We start from the raw sequence: 16,996 nt of genomic DNA on the forward strand, positions 1-16,996 counted from the left end.
ATCGGCAAGAATGAATATTCTTGCTGTATAGTTCTAGCCATGACTATTTCTGTTGCCGTTTCCGGGGCCAGCGGCTACGCCGGGGGCGAGGTGCTGCGCCTCCTGTCCGGGCATCCCAATGTCACCATCGGCGCCATTACGGCACACAGCAACGCCGGTTCCAGACTAGGCGAGTTGCAGCCGCATCTCCATGGCTTGTCCAGCCGGATTCTCGAAGACACCTCGGTGGAGAACCTCGCGGGTCACGACGTTGTGTTCCTCGCGCTGCCCCATGGCGCTTCGGCCGAGATTGCTGCCCAGCTCTCGGAGGGAACCGTGGTGATCGACGCCGGCGCTGACCACCGCCTCGAAGACCCCGCTGCCTGGGAGAAGTTCTACGGCTCTGCCCATGCCGGGACATGGCCCTACGGGCTTCCCGAACTTCCAGGCCAGCGCGACGCCCTCAAGGGCGCCAAGCGCATCGCCGTACCAGGCTGCTACCCGACGTCGGCCCTGCTCGCCTTGACGCCCGGCTTCGCGGCAGGGCTCTTGGCCCCCGACGACGTCGTAATCGTTTCGGCCTCCGGCACCTCCGGCGCGGGCAAAGCGGCCAAGGTCAACCTGATCGGCTCAGAGGTCATGGGCTCGATGAGCCCCTACGGCGTGGGTGGCGGACACCGCCACACCCCGGAGATCGAGCAGGGCTTGTCCAAGGCGGCAGGCGAGTCGGTGACCGTGTCTTTCACGCCGACCCTTGCCCCGATGGCTCGTGGCATCCTGACGACGGCGACGGCGAAAGTCCGGGACGGCGTCGGCGTCACCGAACTGCGGCGCGCCTGGGCGGAGGCCTACGACGATGAGCCGTTCGTGCACTTGCTGCCCGAAGGGCAATGGCCTGCCACCAAGGCCGTGATGGGATCCAACCACGCTGTGATGCAGCTCGCGTTCGACCAGCACACCGGTCGGGTCATCGTCACGTGTGCCATCGACAATTTGACCAAGGGCACCGCAGGCGGTGCCGTGCAGTCCATGAACATCGCCCTCGGCCTGGACGAAACCGCCGGCCTGAACTTCCAGGGAGTCGCACCGTGACCATTACAACCCCCAAGGGCTTCCGTGCCTCAGGCGTGAAGGCAGGCATCAAGGCCGCAGGCAACCCGGATCTGGCACTCGTAGTCAACGACGGCCCCCTGAAAGCAGCAGCCGCGGTCTTCACCTCCAACCGCGTGGCCGCTGCGCCGGTGCATTGGTCCCGGCAGGTGGTCGCGGACGGAAGAGTCGACGCCGTGATCCTCAACTCCGGCGGAGCCAACGCCTGCACAGGCCCGCAGGGCTTCCAGAACACCCACGCCACAGCGGAGAAGGTGGCCGCCGTGCTCGGCCTGTCCGCGGGAGATGTTGTAGTCTGCTCCACCGGGCTGATCGGTGAGCAGCTGCCCATGGACAAGCTGTTGCCGGGCGTCGACGCTGCGGCGGAAGCGCTGTCCGTTGAAGGCGGGCCCGCTGCCGCTACGGCGATCATGACCACGGATACCGTTGCCAAGCAGGCCGTCTTTACGGGCACTGACGCTGAAGGCACGGAGTTCACCGTGGGCGGCATCGCCAAGGGAGCCGGCATGCTGGCACCGGGTCTCGCCACCATGCTCGTGGTCCTGACCACGGACGCCGAGGTTGAGCCAGAGCTCCTGGACGTCGTCCTGCGCGACGCCACCAGGGTCACCTTTGACCGCACCGATTCGGACGGCTGCATGTCAACCAACGACACCGTCGTGCTGCTGGCCTCCGGAGCTTCCGGTGCAGTACCCGACGCGGAGTCCCTCGGCGCGGGGGTCACGCAGGTATGTGCGGAGCTGGCACGAAAGCTCATCGGTGACGCCGAAGGAGCCAGCCACGATATCGCCATCCGTACTTTCAACGCGGCCAGCGAGCGTGACGCAGAGATCGTGGGCCGCGCCGTCGCACGTTCCAATCTGTTCAAGACCGCAATCTTCGGCAACGATCCCAACTGGGGCCGCGTCCTCTCTTCCGTTGGCACCACCGACGCGGTGTTCGAGCCAGACCAGCTGAATGTCACCATGAACGGCGTGCAGATCTGCCGGAACGGGGGCATCGGCGAGGACCGCAGCCTGGTCGACCTGAAGCAGCGCGAAGTCCTGGTGGAAATCGACCTGCAGGCGGGCGACGCCGAGGCCACCATTTGGACCAACGACCTCACCCACGACTACGTCGAAGAAAACAGCGCGTACTCAAGCTGAACGGGAAACCATGAGCACCCAGACCCGGGAAACAACCTCCATGGCGGACGCCCAGGCGAAGGCAAGCACCCTCATAGAGGCGCTGCCTTGGATCCAGCGCTTTGCCGGCACCACGATGGTGATCAAATACGGCGGAAACGCCATGGTCAATGACGAGCTCCGCCGTGCCTTCGCCGAGGACATCGTGTTCCTGCACCACGTTGGAATCCACCCCGTGGTGGTGCACGGCGGCGGCCCGCAGATCAACTCGATGCTCGGCAGGCTCGGCATCGAATCCGAATTCAAGGGCGGCCTGCGCGTCACCACACCGGAAGCCATGGACGTGGTCCGTATGGTGCTCACTGGACAGGTGGGCCGGGAACTTGTCGGACTCATCAACTCCCATGGCCCGTATGCGGTCGGGATGTCCGGCGAAGACGGCGGCCTGCTCCGCGCGGTCCGGACGGGAACCATCGTTGACGGTAAGCCGGTAGACCTGGGCCTCGTGGGCGAGGTGGTCGGCGTAGACCCTGCGGGGATCGTGGACATCCTCGACGCCGGGCGCATCCCGGTGATTTCAACGGTCGCCCCGGAAATCACGGAGGACAGCGTGACGGCCACCTCCGGGGCACCCGCGGGCCACGGATTCCAGACCACGGGCCAGGTTCTGAACGTCAATGCCGACACGGCGGCAGCCGCCGTCGCCTCCGCCCTGGGCGCGTCCAAGCTGGTGATCCTGACCGACGTCGAAGGTCTCTATGCCAATTGGCCGGACAAGTCGTCGCTGATCTCCTCCCTGACCGCCTCGGAGCTTCGGGAGATGCTCCCGCGCTTGGAGTCCGGCATGATCCCCAAGATGGCGGCGTGCCTGAAAGCTATCGACGAGGGCGTGGAGCGCGCACACATCGTTGACGGACGCCTCCCGCACTCAATGCTGCTGGAAACCTTCACCACCGCCGGGATAGGCACACAGGTGGTCCCCGACGAGGAAGTTGACGCATGAACACCATAGAAAAGTCGCCGGTGACCGAACTGGTAGAAACCACCGGGCATGCAGGATCCGAATGGCTTGCCCGCTACTCCTCTTCCCTGATGGGGGTTTTCGGCACACCCCAGCGGGTGCTGGTCCGTGGCGCTGGTTGCCTCGTATGGGACGCGGACGGCAAGGAGTACCTGGACCTGCTCGGCGGTATCGCCGTGAACGCGCTCGGCCACGCCCACCCCTTCGTGACCTCGGTCATCTCCAGCCAGTTGGCCACCCTGGGCCATGTGTCCAACTTCTTCACCAGCCCCACGCAGGTGGCGCTCGCCGAGAAGCTGCTGGCCATCAGCAACGCGCCAGCCGGTTCCAAGGTGTTCTTCGCGAATTCCGGAACCGAGGCAAACGAGGCTGCCTTTAAACTTGCCCGTCGCAACGGTGGTGCGGGGGAGTCGGGCGGAACGCCTCGCACCAAGATCATTGCCTTGGAGGGCGCCTTCCACGGCCGCACCATGGGAGCCCTCGCGCTGACGGCCAAGGAGGCCTATCGGACGCCGTTTGAACCACTTCCCGGCGGTGTGGTACACATCCCGTTCGGCGACATCGATGCCCTGCGTGCCGCCGTCGATAACACCACCGCGGCAGTTTTCCTGGAGCCGATCCAGGGTGAGGCCGGCGTCCGGCCGCTCAGCACGGAGTACCTGAAGATCGCCCGAGAGGTCACCACTGCCGCCGGTGCGCTGCTCATCCTGGACGAAGTCCAAACGGGCATCGGCCGCACCGGCAAATGGCTGGCCAGCGAGGATTCCGGCATCGTTCCGGACGCGATCACGCTGGCAAAGGGACTCGGCGGCGGCTTCCCGATCGGTGCCCTCATCACGTTCGGCGAGAAGACGTCGTCGCTGTTGACGCCGGGGCAGCACGGCACAACCTTCGGCGGAAACCCGGTGGCCACAGCCGCTGCTCTGGCGACGCTTCACGCCGTCGAAAGCCAGGGCGTCTTGGAGAACGTCCGCACGGTCGGTGCGTATCTGCGCAGGGAGCTTGCCGACGTCGACGGCGTCACGGAAGTTCGCGGTGACGGCCTCCTGATCGGGTTCGACCTGGACGCCGACATCGCCCCCGCCATGGTGACCGCCGGCCTGGAAGCCGGCTTCATCATCAACAGCCCGGGGCCGCGGACAATCCGGATCGCCCCGCCGCTCATCCTGACGCAGGAGCAAGCGGACCGCTTCCTGGCGGCCCTGCCGGAACTGATCGCTACGGCGAAAGCCCAGACCACAAAGGACGCCAAGTGACCCGCCACTTCCTCAAGGACACGGACCTGACCCCCGCCGAGCAGGAGGAGGTCCTGAACCTCGCAGCCCGCATGAAGGCGGCGCCTTACAGCGTGCAGCCGTTCGCGGCGGACGGCGCCGGGCGCAAGACCGTTGCCGTCATCTTCGACAAGACCTCAACCCGGACGCGGGTGTCGTTCGCCGCCGGCATCGCGGAGATGGGTGGCAACGCCTTGATCATCAACCCGGGCGAGGCGCAGATCGGGCACAAGGAGTCCGTCGAAGATACGGCCAAGGTGCTGGAGCGCATGGTGTCCACCATCGTGTGGCGGACGGGCGCGCACCAGGGTCTGGTGGACATGGCTGCGAACTCCCGCGTGCCCGTGATCAACGCCTTGTGCGACGACTACCACCCCTGCCAGCTGCTCGCGGACCTGCTCACGGTAAAGGAATACAAAGGCCGCCTTACGGGCCTCACTATGAGCTACCTCGGCGACGCTGCCAACAACATGGCCAACTCGTACCTGTTGGCCGGTGTCACAGCTGGTATGCACGTCCGGATCTGCGGACCGGAAGGCTATCTGCCGGCAACGGATATCGTCTCAGCCGCGGAAGCGCGCGCGGCGGAGACCGGCGGCTCGGTGCTGATCACCACGGACCCTGCCGAGGCCCTTGCAGGTGCCGACGTGGTTGCGACGGACACGTGGGTGTCCATGGGCCAGGAGGCGGAAAAGGAGACCCGGCTGCAGCTATTCCGCGACTACTCAGTGGACGAGTCCGCCATGGCCCAGGCCGCACCTGATGCTGTTGTCCTGCATTGCCTGCCCGCATACCGCGGCTACGAAATCTCCGCCGGTGTCATCGACGGACCGCAGTCCATCGTTTGGGACGAGGCGGAAAACCGCCTGCACGCCCAGAAGGCACTGATGGCCTGGCTGATGCACCACTCCGGACTGGCCGTCGTCGAAGGCCTCGCGCCGGTTGAGCTTGTGCAGGAGAGCGCCCAGTAGTGACTACCCAACCGGCGACGCCGGGAGCCAGCCCGGCCACCAAGACGGCGCGGCAGGCGCGGATCACCGCGATCCTGACCGGTGAGTCCGTGCGGTCGCAAGCCGAGCTCGCGGCGCTGCTTGCCGACGACGGCGTCCAGGTCACCCAGGCGACACTGTCGCGGGACCTCGTGGAACTCGGTGCCGTTCGCGTTCGCGGAAAAGATGGCGCACTCGTCTACGCCGTCCCGGGGGAAGGCGGCGAACGCGCCGCGCGGAGTGGCGTCACCCAGGAAATCCTGGACGCGCGGCTCAGCCGGCTGTGCGGAGAGCTCCTGGTGACCGCCGAAGCATCGGGGAATATGGTGGTCCTGCGCACACCGCCCGGCGCGGCTAACTTCCTGGCCCTGGCCATCGACCACTCGGTGATGCCAAGCGTATTGGGAACCATAGCGGGGGATGACACCATCCTGCTGGTCGCCCGGGACCCCGACGGCGGAGCGGACCTGGCGGCGCGCTTCCTGCGGTTTGCCGAAGAAGCCGGCACCGGCGCGTAGCCGGCTGTGCCGCAGCCGCACCTGAGCATTGATAATCAACAAGTCCAAAGAAACAACAAAGGAGCACTCCTGTGACTGAGCGCATTGTTCTGGCCTACTCCGGTGGCCTTGATACTTCTGTGGCCATCGGCTGGATCGGTGAAGCAACCGGCGCCGAGGTCATCGCCGTTGCCGTCGACGTCGGACAGGGCGGCGAGTCGCTGGAGACGATTCGCCAGCGCGCTCTCGGTTGCGGCGCCGTCGAGGCCTACGTTGCCGACGCCCGTGACGAGTTCGCCAACGAGTACTGCGTGCCGACCCTGAAGGCCAACGGCCTTTACCAGGGCCACTACCCGCTGGTGTCCGCTATCTCCCGCCCGGTCATCGTGAAGCACCTGGTTAAGGCCGCCCGCGAATTCGGCGCCAGCACGGTGGCCCACGGCTGCACCGGCAAGGGCAACGACCAGGTCCGCTTCGAAGTCGGCATCCAGACCCTGGGACCGGACCTGAAGTGCATCGCACCGGTTCGTGACCTGGCCCTGACCCGCGACAAGGCCATTGCCTTCGCAGAGGAAAAGGGACTGCCGATCGAGACCACCAAAAAGAACCCGTACTCCATCGACCAGAACGTATGGGGCCGCGCGGTTGAAACCGGCTACCTGGAAGACATCTGGAACGCCCCCACCAAGGACATCTACGACTACACCGCCACACCGGAATTCCCGCCGGCACCAGACGAGGTCACCATCTCCTTCGAGGCCGGTGTCCCCGTAGCCGTAGATGGCGTCAAACACACTCCGCTGCAGATCATCCAGGAGCTCAACCGCCGCGCCGGTGCCCAGGGTGTTGGCCGCATCGACGTTGTCGAGGACCGCCTGGTAGGCATCAAGTCCCGCGAAATCTATGAGGCACCCGGTGCAATGGCGCTGATCACCGCCCACAAGCACCTCGAGGACGTGACCATCGAGCGCGAGCAGGCCCGCTTCAAGGCGACGGTGGGCCAGCGCTGGGCCGAACTGGTCTACGACGGCCAGTGGTTCTCCCCGCTGAAGCGCTCACTTGACGTGTTCATCGACGACACCCAGAAGTATGTCTCCGGCGACATCCGCATGGTCCTCCACGGAGGCCAGGCCATCGTCAACGGCCGCCGTTCCGAGACCTCGCTGTACGATTTCTCCCTGGCCACCTACGACACCGGCGACACGTTCGACCAGTCCAACGCCAAGGGTTTCATCGAGATTTGGGGCATGGCGTCCAAGGTTGCTTCCGGCCGTGACCTGCGGGTTGAGGGCAAGTGACTTCCGTGGACCCACGGACACCGGGGTCCCCGGCCGAGCCAAGCGAGGTTGGGGAGCGTTCGGCAACCAACGAAGGCGCCCTCTGGGGAGGCCGGTTTGCAGGCGGCCCCGCTGATGCGTTGGCGGCGCTGAGCAAGTCGACCCACTTCGACTGGCGGCTCGCCCGGTACGACATTGCCGGTTCCAAGGCTCACGCCCGGGTGCTGCACAAGGCTGGACTCCTTGACGACGCCGAGTTGGAAGGCATGCTCAAAGCCCTCAGCCAGCTGGACGAGGACGTTGCCAGCGGAGCCTACCAGCCGGCCGAATCGGATGAGGACGTACACGGTTCCCTGGAACGCGGCCTGATCGAGCGTGCAGGGCCCCAGTTGGGCGGGAAGCTTCGCGCCGGACGTTCCCGCAATGACCAGGTGGCCACGCTCGGACGCATGTTCCTGCGAGAGCACGCAAGAGTCATCGCCCGCGGCGTACTGGACACCATCGACGCCCTGGTGGCCCAGGCCAAGGCCCACCATGGTGTGGCAATGCCCGGTCGGACACACCTGCAGCACGCCCAGCCCGTCCTGCTGAGCCACCACCTGCTTGCCCATGCCTGGGCCCTGCTCCGTGATGTGCAGCGGCTGCAGGACTGGGACAAGCGCGCGGGTGTTTCCCCGTACGGTTCCGGTGCCCTGGCAGGATCGTCGCTCGGGCTCGACCCCGAGGCCGTCGCGGCGGACCTTGGTTTCTACTCTGCCGTGCACAACTCGATTGACGGCACTGCCTCGCGTGACGTGTTCGCCGAGTTCGCTTGGGTGTGCTCCATGATCGGCGTGGACTTGTCCCGCATATCCGAAGAGGTGATCTTCTGGGCCACCAAGGAGTTCTCCTTCGTGACCCTGCACGACTCGTACTCCACGGGATCGTCGATCATGCCGCAGAAGAAGAACCCGGACGTTGCCGAACTCGCCCGCGGCAAGGCAGGACGCCTGATCGGCAACCTGTCCGGCCTGCTGGCGACGCTCAAGGGCCTGCCGCTCGCGTACAACCGCGACCTGCAGGAGGACAAGGAGCCGGTGTTCGACGCCGCCGACACGCTGGAGCTTCTGCTTCCTGCGGTGTCCGGCATGATCGCTACGCTCACGTTCAACACCGAACGCATGGCATCGCTGGCGCCGCAAGGGTTTGCCCTCGCAACGGACATCGCAGAATGGCTGGTCCGCCAGGGTGTGCCGTTCCGCGAGGCGCACGAGCTGTCGGGCGCCGCCGTCAAGCAGGCCGAGGGCCGGGGCGTCGAGCTCTGGGACCTGAGCGACGAGGAATACGCGGCAATTTCGGAGCACCTGACGCCTGAGGTTCGCACCGTCCTCAGCACGGAGGGGTCGCTCAACAGCCGCAAGTCACAGGGCGGAACGGCGCCTGCCGCCGTCGACCGCCAGTTCGCGGCACTTGAGGCGGAACTGGAATCGGCCCGGGAATACGCCGGCTAAGGCAGCCCACCGCGAGTGAGCACTTCGCGGCAGTGTTTGCCCCCAAACACTGCCGCGAAGCGCTCTTCCGTTGACCGGCATGCCGCTGTCCAGTGCCAGCTAGGATGGCCGCATGACTGAGATCACACGCACCGCCCTCCGTGACGCGCTCCACGAAGCTGCCAGCGTCGTCATCAGCATCGTCGGCAAACTCGACGATGATGCCATCAAAGCCCCCTCCGAATTGCCCGGCTGGACCCGTGGCCACGTGCTCGCCCATATCGCGGGAATCTCCAACGCCATGGCGCGCCAGTTGGAGTTCGCTGCGCGCGGAGAACGGATAGAGCTATACGACGGCGGCTATGAAGGGCGGACCAAAGCCATTGAGCTCGCCGCGGGGCACAGTCTCGAGGAGCACCGGGCGGCTGTTTCAGAAGGCATATCCCGCGCGCTGAACGCCTTCGACGCCCTGGATGAATCTGGCTGGAACAGGCCAATCAGCTATTGTGACGGCACGGTGTTCGACGGCGGACTGGCCCTTTGGCGTGAACTCGTCATCCATGCCAGCGACTTGGGGACTGGGCGCGGCCCGGAGACATGGAGCCGCACCTTCTGCGGACACCTTGTGCGTTTCCTTGAAGCGCGGGTCCCAGCCGACTACCGCTTGGTGTTGCAGCCAACGGGCCTGCCCCAGAGCACTATCGGTACCGGCCACACCTCGATTGTGGTTACTGGCATGCTGACAGACATCGCGGCCTGGCTGGCCGGCCGTACGCCATCACTGGGCAGCCTGCGCGCTTCTGCCGCGGCCGACGGCGTCGAGTTGCCTGAGCTGCTTCCCTGGCCTGCCGGAGTGCCTGCAGCCAGTTAGCTCCGCTCGGCTGCGACGGCGCCGCTGGCTGCACGCCACAGGTGCATCGTGGCGTATGACCGCCACGGACTGCACTCTTCGAATTCGGGGCTCAGTGACTCCTGGAAGGGCAGCCTCCTGGCACCGTTGCGAACGGCCGCGTCGTTAGCCAGGAACACGTCCGGTGCTCCGAGGACCCGCATGGCCACGTAGCCCACTGTCCACGGACCGATGCCCGGTACAGGCAGGAGCTTGGCCCGCAGGCTGCCCAATTCGTCGCCGTACCCAATGTCCAGTCGTCCCGAGGCGAGACCTTCGGCGACGGCAAGCACCGACTCCGTCCGCCGTCGCGGACCGCGGAGTAGCTCGCTGCCAAATTCCGCGATCTGGGCGGCAGTTGGGAACAATCGGGTGAGCGGCGCGTCCACATGCTCCGGCGAGTTATCGGCTTCCTCGACTGAGCCGCCGTCGTTGATGTCCGGGCCGGCGACGCTGACCGCCCCGAGTGCCGCTCCCGCCGTCGCTGGTGACCCAGATCCGGCAAGCCGCGTCAGCGCCGTCCGCGCGGCAGGGACGCTGATTTGTTGGCCCACCATGGCCCGGATCAGCAGTTCCTGGGGATCGACGGCGCCCGGCACCCGGATGCCCGGATGTCGCCGCACCGAACTTTTCAGGCGCGGGTCGCCGCGAAGGACATCGTCGACGGCGACTGGATCCGCATCGAGGTCAAACAACCTCCTGATCCGGCTCAGCAGGGGTTGCAGATCACGCAGGTCCGTGGTCCGCAGTTCAGCCGTTAGTGGAGAACCCGCCTGGGCAGGCTTGAAGTTGACGCGAAAAGCCGCCTCGCCATGGGGAAGACGCAATGTTCTGGAGTAGTGCGCCGTCCCGCCGTCGCCACTGTCGGCTGTTTGGGCATCTTCAATGCCGGGAATGGCACGCGCTGCAAGGAACGCGAAGATTCCGGCATCGATGGGCTCCCGACAGGGCAGGGTGACTGTCAGCGCGGCGGACGGTTGCACGGCGGACGGTTGTACGGCGGACGGTGGCGCGGCGACAGCGGACTGCGCTGTGGATGGATGCGCGGCCGAGGGGATCATGGCCAAGGGGGAGCGTGACAGCGCGCTGCTAGCCGCCGATCGCATCTCTGATGGTGTTAGTGCGAACACCTCGGAAATGGTGTCGTTAAACTGCCGCACGCTGTTGAAGCCCGCGGCGAAGGCCACGTCGGCAATGCCAAGTTCGGTGGACACCAGAAGGGTCCTGGCCGTTTGCGCCCTGCTGGCCCGCGCGAGGGCCAGGGGTCCGGCACCCAGTTCATGGCCCAGGATGCGGTTCAATTGCCGCGTCGAGTAGCCCAGCCGGGTGGCCAGGCCGCCCACGCCTTCACGATCCACTACTCCGTCGCCGATGAGCCTCATGGCCCGGCCCGCGACGTCCGAGCGCAGGTTCCAGGCCGGCGTCCCGGGAACGGCCTCAGGCAGGCATCTCTTGCACGCCCTGAACCCGGCCTCGTGCGCCGCGGCCGAGGTCTCGAAGAAGACCACGTTCCGGGCCTTTGGTGTGCGGGCAGGGCAGGACGGGCGGCAATAGATGCCGGTGGAACGCACCGCCGTCACAAACTGTCCGTCAAAGCGGGATTCCCTCGCATCGATGGCGCGGTAACGCTGCCAAAAGTCCATGGAAATATCCTCGCAGTGGGACCGGACCCCGGCTAGCGGAAATCGGACATCAGCCTTGGGTCCTTTGCTAGGGTCTAAACGTGGCCACCGGACATACGTTCACCGGTCGCCCGGCAGGCGGCGCCTCCGGGCTCAGCGGGCGTGCCCTGCGGGAGACGCTCGCACAGGACGGCCGGCAGGTCGCCAAGCTGCTCCTGGGCAGTTTCGTGACACACCACTCGCCGGAAGGCAGTGTGACCATCAGGCTCACGGAAGTCGAGGCCTATTTTGGTCCCCGGGATTCAGCCGACCCCGATCCGGGATCGCACACTTACCGGGGCAAGACTGCGCGAAACTGGCCAATGTTCGGTCCGCCCGGCCATCTCTACGTGTACTTCACGTACGGCATGCACTTTTGCGCCAATATCGTTTGCGGCCCGGAGGGTACGGCGTCCGCGATCCTGCTTCGCGCCGGAGAAGTTGTGGCAGGAAGCAGCCTTGCCGCGAGCCGGCGCAGTGCTTCCCGCAGGCACAGCGACCTCGCCAGCGGCCCTGCCCGCCTCGCCTCAGCCCTGGGACTAACGACGGCGGACAGCGGCCGTGATGTCCTGGCGCCACCATTCGGCCTCGAGCTAGCCAGGGAACCCGCGCCGGACGACGTCGTGGTCTCCGGTCCGCGCGTCGGTGTGGCTGGCGAGGGTGGGTCCATGGACTATCCCTGGCGTTTCTGGCTCGACGGCGACCCTACCGTCTCCCGCTACAAAGCTGCCCGCCCCAGATCCGGACCTGCGACGTAAGCCGGGGTCCGACCAGCTTGTTGGGGTCAGGCCGCCCAGCCAGCGGAGGATACCGCCAGGCGTTCCTGCAGCAACCCGCGTACGGCTGGCCACTCGTTCTCCAAGACGGAGAAGACAGCCGGGTCCGGCCAGCTTGTTGGGGTCAGGCCGCCCAGCCAGCGGAGGATACCGTCAGGCGTTCCTGCAGCAACCCGCGTAGGGCTGGCCACTCGTTCTCCAAGATGGAGAAGACAGCCGTGTCCGACCACCCGCCGTCGTGGGACGGGCGGTTGCCACGGAGGGTTCCTTCATACGTTGCACCGAGCCGTGAGATGGCGCTGGCACTGCGCGTATTGCGTGCGTCGCAGCGGAAGGCCACGCGATGGATGCCGAGTACCTCGAACGCATATTCCAGGAGCAGGCGCTTGCTGGCCGGATTCACATGGCTGCCCCAGAACTGTCGGCCATAGAAGGTTCCGCCAATTTCCAGCCGCTGGTGTTTTGGTTCGTAATCGCAGATGGACGTTGTTCCCAGCAGGGAGCCGGTCAGGTCGTCCGTCACGGCGAAGGGAATGCAGGCGGCGTCGTCCAGCCGGGCCGCGAACAATTGGGCCAGTTCCTCAGGGCAAAGTGGCTGCTTGGCGGCCATTCCAGCCCATATTCCCGAATCCACAAAATCGAACAGTGGACCGGCGTGCAAAGGGGACAGGGGCACAAGGCGGATCCCGTGTCCGTAAAGGGCAACATCGTGCTGCATTGCAGTATTGAAGCACCGAGATGGGCCGTCGAACATGGGTAGTCGGCGCGCCGTGGATGAACATTGGGTTACGTGATGCGGGGCCCCGTGAGCCCATGTGCGGTGGCCAAAATAGCGGTAGAATGGACGGTCGGTCTTCTGCGATAGGGGTACGTTTCTGATGCACGACGCTGATTTGGTCCATGAACGCACATACGTTGCTGGTCTCTATGCGCGTCTTGATGAATTACGCGAGGAGAAACGGGCCCAATTAGCCCAGGTGAGGCGTGCCGGAGCCGTCGGAACCATGCAGAACGTTTCCGAGCGGGACGCCTTCGCGGCCCTCTACGAGGACCGCCTGGCCCAACTCGACGCCGTCGATGACCGCCTCGTTTTCGGGCGGCTGGACCTGGATTCCGGCGAGGCCCGATACATTGGCCGTATCGGCCTCTCCACGGCCGAGCTACAGCGTCTCATGGTGGACTGGCGCGCCCCCGAAGCCGGCCACTTCTATCAGGCGACGGCGTTCGACCGCCAAGGCGTGCGCCGCCGTCGTCATCTGATTCTGCAGGGGCGCGAGGTCAAGGCGATCGAGGACGACGTCCTGGACACCACCATGCTGTCCAGCGACGAGTCCCTCCAGGGCGAGGGGGCCCTCCTGGCGGCGCTGAACTCCAAGCGAACCGGCCGCATGTCGGACATCGTCGGCACCATCCAGGCCGAGCAGGACCGCATTATCCGCTCCTCGATGTCTGGTGCGCTGGTCGTCCAGGGCGGTCCTGGAACCGGTAAGACGGCCGTCGCCCTCCACCGTGCCGCCTACCTTCTTTATACCCACCGTGACCGGCTCAAGTCGGCTGGCGTCCTGCTGGTCGGTCCGTCGTCGTCGTTTATGCACTACATCGAACGTGTGCTGCCGTCCCTCGGCGAGACCGGCGTCGTGATGGCCAGCCTCGGACGGCTGATGCCGGGTATCCATGCCGTCCCAGAGCAGGACCATGCGGTAGCGGCCCTCAAGGGCAGGCTGGACATGGCAGACGTTATTGCCAACGCCGTCGCAAATCGGCAGCGTACGCCCGCCGAGGACCGGATCCTCGAAGTCGATGGCCGGAAGCTCAAGCTGACGGTTCGCCAGGTGCGGCGCGCCAGGGAGAAGGCCCGGGCAACGGGCAAGCCCCACAACGAGGCCCGCCTGACGTTCGTCAAGATCCTGCTGAGGGAGCTAACTGAACAGCTCACCGAGATGGTGGAAGCCACCAACGTGGGTAACAACGCTGACCGCGCATACCTCGCGGAGGACGTCCGCAGCGCCCGCGACGTACGCATCGCCCTCAACCTTTGCTGGATGCCGCTCACTCCGGAAAAACTGGTGTCCGAGCTGTTCAGCAAGCCCGCCATTCTGGAAGCCTGCACCCCGCAGCTGACGCCTGGGCAACGCCAGCTACTGCTGCGCCCGGTGGATGCGCCCTGGACCGAGGCCGATGTCCCACTCCTCGATGAGGCCGCAGAGCTGTTGGGTGAATTGGACGCCGCCGCAGGCCGCGGTCTGGCACAGCGGGAGCACGACAAGGCACGCGATCTCGCCAACGCACGCCAGACCCTGGCAAACATGGCAGCCTCGGGCGCTGACGTGCTGATGACCGCTGAGGAACTGGTGGAGCAGAACCAGGAGCGCGAGGCTCGCCTGACTGCCGCTGAACGTGCCACGAGCGATCGGACGTGGGCATTCGGCCACATAGTGGTTGACGAGGCCCAGGAGCTGTCCCCGATGCAGTGGCGCCTTCTTGTACGGCGCTGCCCGCTGAAGTCATTCACCATCGTTGGGGATATTGCCCAGACGAGTTCAGCCGCTGGCGCCAACTCATGGCAGGGTGCCATGACGCCGTTCTTCGGCGACCGCTGGTCGCTGGAAGAGCTGACGGTTAACTACCGGACGCCGTCGCAGATCGCGGAGGCAGCAGTTCGCATGGCCAATCGTGCAGGCCTGGTGGTTTCCGCTCCGAAGGCTGTGCGTGAGGGCCGCTGGGCGCCGGTCATCGATCGCGTCGCCCAGGACTCCCTGGTGGAGCAGCTGGTCGCCGTGCTGCCCGAAGAGCTGGAAGCCGTCGACGGCGGCCTGCTGGCCGTCATCGCTGACGGTGACCTGCGCGGGGAGGCCGCAGCGGCACTGCGGAAGGTGTACGGGCACAGGATCGGAGCCGGTGCCGGCAGCTACGAACAGGACATCGTGGTGATCAGCCCGCAGGAAGCCAAGGGCCTGGAGTTCGACGGCGTTGTGGTTCTGGAGCCTACAACAATGCTCAACCATGAGCACGGAAAGGTCGGCGACCTCTACGTGGCCATGACGCGACCCACCCAACGCCTGCGGCTCATCGCATCAGGCAAGATACCGGCGGGCATCGAGCGTTAAGTTCGCCTTGGACGCGGCGACAAAGCCGCCGCGTCCAAGCCTGCTAACTTAGAAGCCGTGTCACATGTAAATACGCTCGAGTCCCAGCACAACGATTCTGCCTTTGCAAACATTTGGCAGGAACTCAAATGGCGCGGCCTGGTCCACGTTTCCACTGACGAAACTGAACTGGAAAAGCTGCTCTCGGGTGAGCCTGTGACCTATTACTGCGGTTTCGATCCCACGGCGCCGTCACTCCACCTCGGCAACCTTGTCCAGCTCCTGCTAATGCGCCGCCTTCAGCTTGCCGGACACAAGCCACTGGGCCTTGTGGGTGGTTCCACCGGGCTTATCGGGGATCCGCGGCCCACAGCTGAGCGCACCCTGAACACCAAGGAAACTGTCTCCGAGTGGGTTGGTCGCCTGCAGTCGCAGGTGCAGCGGTTCCTCAGCTTCGATGGAGACAACGCCGCACGCCTGGTGAACAACCTTGACTGGACCGCGCCCCTAAGCGCCATCGACTTCCTGCGGGACATCGGTAAGCACTTCCGTGTTGGAACCATGATGCGCAAGGACGCCGTGGCATCCAGGCTCAGCTCGGATGAAGGCATCAGCTACACCGAGTTCAGCTACCAGATCCTTCAGGGTATGGACTTCCTCCAGCTCAACCGTGAATACGGCTGCGTGCTGCAAACCGGCGGTTCTGACCAGTGGGGCAACCTCACTAGCGGTACGGAACTGATCCGCAAGGTGGACGGGAAAGTGGTTCACGCCTTCGGAACGCCGCTGATCACCAATGCTGATGGAACAAAGTTTGGCAAGAGCGAGGGCAACGCCATCTGGCTCGACGCCGAAATGTGCACCCCGTACACCTTCTACCAGTTCTGGCTCAACACCGCCGACGCTGACGTGATCGACCGCCTCAAGATCTTCACCTTCCTAAGCCGCTCCGAAATTGAGGAACTGGCAGCACAGGTGGCGGACCGTCCGTTTGCACGCGAAGCGCAGCGCCGCCTTGCCTATGAGGTCACGTCTTTGGTGCACAGCGTCGAGGCGACGGAAAAGGTCATCGCCGCTTCGGCTGCCGTCTTCGGAAGTGGAGACTTGCACGCCCTGGACGAGAAGACCCTCGCAGCTGCCACCGCGGAATTGCCGTCGGCAACTGTCGAGCCGTCTGAGCTGGGCATCATTGACCTGTTGGTTGCTTCAGGGCTGTCTGATTCCAAGTCTGCAGCCCGGCGGACCATTGGCGAGGGCGGTGCGTACGTCAACAACGCCAAGGTTTCAGACCCGGATGCAGTGATCGGCGCCGACCAGCTCCTTCATGGCAAGTACCTCTTGCTGCGGCGCGGCAAGAAGAGCCTGGCAACGGTGGAAGTAGCTCCCTAGGCTGGTTCCGCCCCAGCCTCCCAATCCCAGCCTCCGGGGGCCGTGCTAGGGGATGGAGGCACACCCTGCCATGACAACCACACATCCTTCGGCACGCTCCTTCACGGACGACTTGCGCGCCCGTGAAGGAGCGTGTAATGTTTCTTGGGCGCCGCCGATAGGGCGGCGACGGAAATCCTCCAATTTGTCGAAATTCCTTTTAGGAAGAAGCACATTTGTGTCTTTCATTGGAATCTAAATAAATGGAGGAATCCATTCGGGCTCATGAACATTCGGAGAATTTCTTCGATTTGCAAAGTGAATTCGGATGAAATATGCTTGAAACACCGCAGCGATGAAAACCGGAAAATGAAATTGAATTCCGGATAATAATTCGAATGTGCCTGTTGTTTGAGAACTCAATAGTGTGCCATGTTTGTTGATACCGATTTTTTGATTGGTTGAAATGGCTGGGC

At 64.9% G+C, this 16,996-nt stretch carries 15 protein-coding genes; 12 read left to right on the plus strand and 3 right to left on the minus strand.

What is annotated here, in order from left to right:
• Positions 1-39 precede the first annotated feature (39 nt).
• The 9 genes from argC (at position 40) to LD110_RS17940 (ending at position 9,611) form a co-directional block, all read left to right on the plus strand.
• Positions 40-1,071 carry an N-acetyl-gamma-glutamyl-phosphate reductase gene (gene argC, locus LD110_RS17900; RefSeq protein WP_225500667.1) on the plus strand — a complete coding sequence of 344 codons (1,032 nt, stop codon included), beginning with the start codon at positions 40-42 and terminating at the stop codon, positions 1,069-1,071.
• The gene (gene argJ, locus LD110_RS17905) at positions 1,068-2,234 is read left to right on the plus strand and encodes a bifunctional glutamate N-acetyltransferase/amino-acid acetyltransferase ArgJ (protein WP_225500668.1); all 1,167 of its coding nucleotides are present in this window, start codon (positions 1,068-1,070) and stop codon (positions 2,232-2,234) included. Before argC ends, argJ begins: the two co-directional genes overlap by 4 nt.
• 10 nt (positions 2,235-2,244) lie before the next feature.
• Complete coding sequence (argB, locus tag LD110_RS17910) at positions 2,245-3,216, plus strand: acetylglutamate kinase (protein WP_225500670.1); 972 nt, start codon at positions 2,245-2,247, stop codon at positions 3,214-3,216.
• Positions 3,213-4,490, plus strand: coding sequence for an acetylornithine transaminase (locus LD110_RS17915; RefSeq protein WP_225500672.1), 1,278 nt, complete (start codon positions 3,213-3,215; stop codon positions 4,488-4,490). Before argB ends, LD110_RS17915 begins: the two co-directional genes overlap by 4 nt.
• A complete protein-coding gene (gene argF / locus LD110_RS17920; protein ID WP_225500674.1) occupies positions 4,487-5,479 on the plus strand; it encodes an ornithine carbamoyltransferase in 993 nt (330 codons plus the stop codon). The genes LD110_RS17915 and argF overlap by 4 nt, the downstream gene beginning before the upstream one ends.
• Positions 5,479-6,015 (plus strand): arginine repressor, encoded by a 537-nt coding sequence (locus LD110_RS17925; RefSeq protein WP_225500677.1) that lies wholly within the window; start codon positions 5,479-5,481, stop codon positions 6,013-6,015. Before argF ends, LD110_RS17925 begins: the two co-directional genes overlap by 1 nt.
• A gap of 71 nt (positions 6,016-6,086) precedes the next feature.
• Positions 6,087-7,292, plus strand: a complete 1,206-nt coding sequence (locus LD110_RS17930) for an argininosuccinate synthase (protein WP_225500679.1) — start codon at positions 6,087-6,089, stop codon at positions 7,290-7,292.
• A 5-nt stretch (positions 7,293-7,297) separates the two neighbouring features.
• Entirely contained in the window at positions 7,298-8,761 is a 1,464-nt protein-coding gene (gene argH / locus LD110_RS17935; protein ID WP_225500717.1) for an argininosuccinate lyase, read from the plus strand.
• 112 nt (positions 8,762-8,873) lie between these two features.
• Entirely contained in the window at positions 8,874-9,611 is a 738-nt protein-coding gene (locus LD110_RS17940; RefSeq protein ID WP_225500681.1) for a maleylpyruvate isomerase family mycothiol-dependent enzyme, read from the plus strand.
• Here the strand turns inward: LD110_RS17940 and LD110_RS17945 are convergent.
• Entirely contained in the window at positions 9,608-11,272 is a 1,665-nt protein-coding gene (locus tag LD110_RS17945; protein WP_225500683.1) for a DNA-3-methyladenine glycosylase 2 family protein, read from the minus strand. The two genes, LD110_RS17940 and LD110_RS17945, sit on opposite strands and share 4 nt — an antisense overlap.
• Before the next feature lie 146 nt (positions 11,273-11,418).
• On the opposite strand from LD110_RS17945, the gene LD110_RS17950 reads away from it, so the two are divergent.
• Complete coding sequence (locus LD110_RS17950) at positions 11,419-12,048, plus strand: DNA-3-methyladenine glycosylase (protein WP_225500719.1); 630 nt, start codon at positions 11,419-11,421, stop codon at positions 12,046-12,048.
• 142 nt (positions 12,049-12,190) lie between these two features.
• On the opposite strand, the gene LD110_RS17955 is transcribed toward LD110_RS17950, so the two are convergent.
• Positions 12,191-12,784, minus strand: coding sequence for a GNAT family N-acetyltransferase (locus LD110_RS17955; RefSeq protein WP_225500685.1), 594 nt, complete (start codon positions 12,782-12,784; stop codon positions 12,191-12,193).
• Between the two features lie 160 nt (positions 12,785-12,944).
• Between LD110_RS17955 and LD110_RS17960 the strand changes: the two genes are divergently transcribed.
• Together LD110_RS17960 and tyrS are read left to right on the plus strand one after the other, a co-directional pair.
• The gene (locus LD110_RS17960; RefSeq protein ID WP_225500687.1) at positions 12,945-15,173 is read left to right on the plus strand and encodes an AAA family ATPase; all 2,229 of its coding nucleotides are present in this window, start codon (positions 12,945-12,947) and stop codon (positions 15,171-15,173) included.
• 57 nt (positions 15,174-15,230) lie between these two features.
• Positions 15,231-16,541, plus strand: a complete 1,311-nt coding sequence (gene tyrS, locus LD110_RS17965; protein WP_225500689.1) for a tyrosine--tRNA ligase — start codon at positions 15,231-15,233, stop codon at positions 16,539-16,541.
• A gap of 234 nt (positions 16,542-16,775) precedes the next feature.
• Here tyrS and LD110_RS17970 read toward each other — a convergent pair.
• A partial coding sequence (locus tag LD110_RS17970; RefSeq protein WP_225500691.1) for a hypothetical protein occupies positions 16,776-16,996 on the minus strand: 221 nt, incomplete at its 5' end.

Origin of the sequence: Arthrobacter sp. M4 (genome assembly GCF_020251205.1) — a bacterium.
Lineage (GTDB): Bacteria > Actinomycetota > Actinomycetes > Actinomycetales > Micrococcaceae > Arthrobacter.

Excerpts from the sequence above, each read along its gene's own strand:
- argC (WP_225500667.1), top strand. The coding sequence starts at position 40 with ATGACTATTTCTGTTGCCGTTTCCGGGGCCAGCGGCTACGCCGGGGGC.
- LD110_RS17945 (WP_225500683.1), bottom strand. The coding sequence starts at position 11,272 with ATGGACTTTTGGCAGCGTTACCGCGCCATCGATGCGAGGGAATCCCGC.
- argB (WP_225500670.1), top strand. The coding sequence starts at position 2,245 with ATGAGCACCCAGACCCGGGAAACAACCTCCATGGCGGACGCCCAGGCG.
- LD110_RS17915 (WP_225500672.1), top strand. The coding sequence starts at position 3,213 with ATGAACACCATAGAAAAGTCGCCGGTGACCGAACTGGTAGAAACCACC.
- LD110_RS17940 (WP_225500681.1), top strand. The coding sequence starts at position 8,874 with ATGACTGAGATCACACGCACCGCCCTCCGTGACGCGCTCCACGAAGCT.
- LD110_RS17960 (WP_225500687.1), top strand. The coding sequence starts at position 12,945 with ATGCACGACGCTGATTTGGTCCATGAACGCACATACGTTGCTGGTCTC.
- LD110_RS17955 (WP_225500685.1), bottom strand. The coding sequence starts at position 12,784 with ATGCAGCACGATGTTGCCCTTTACGGACACGGGATCCGCCTTGTGCCC.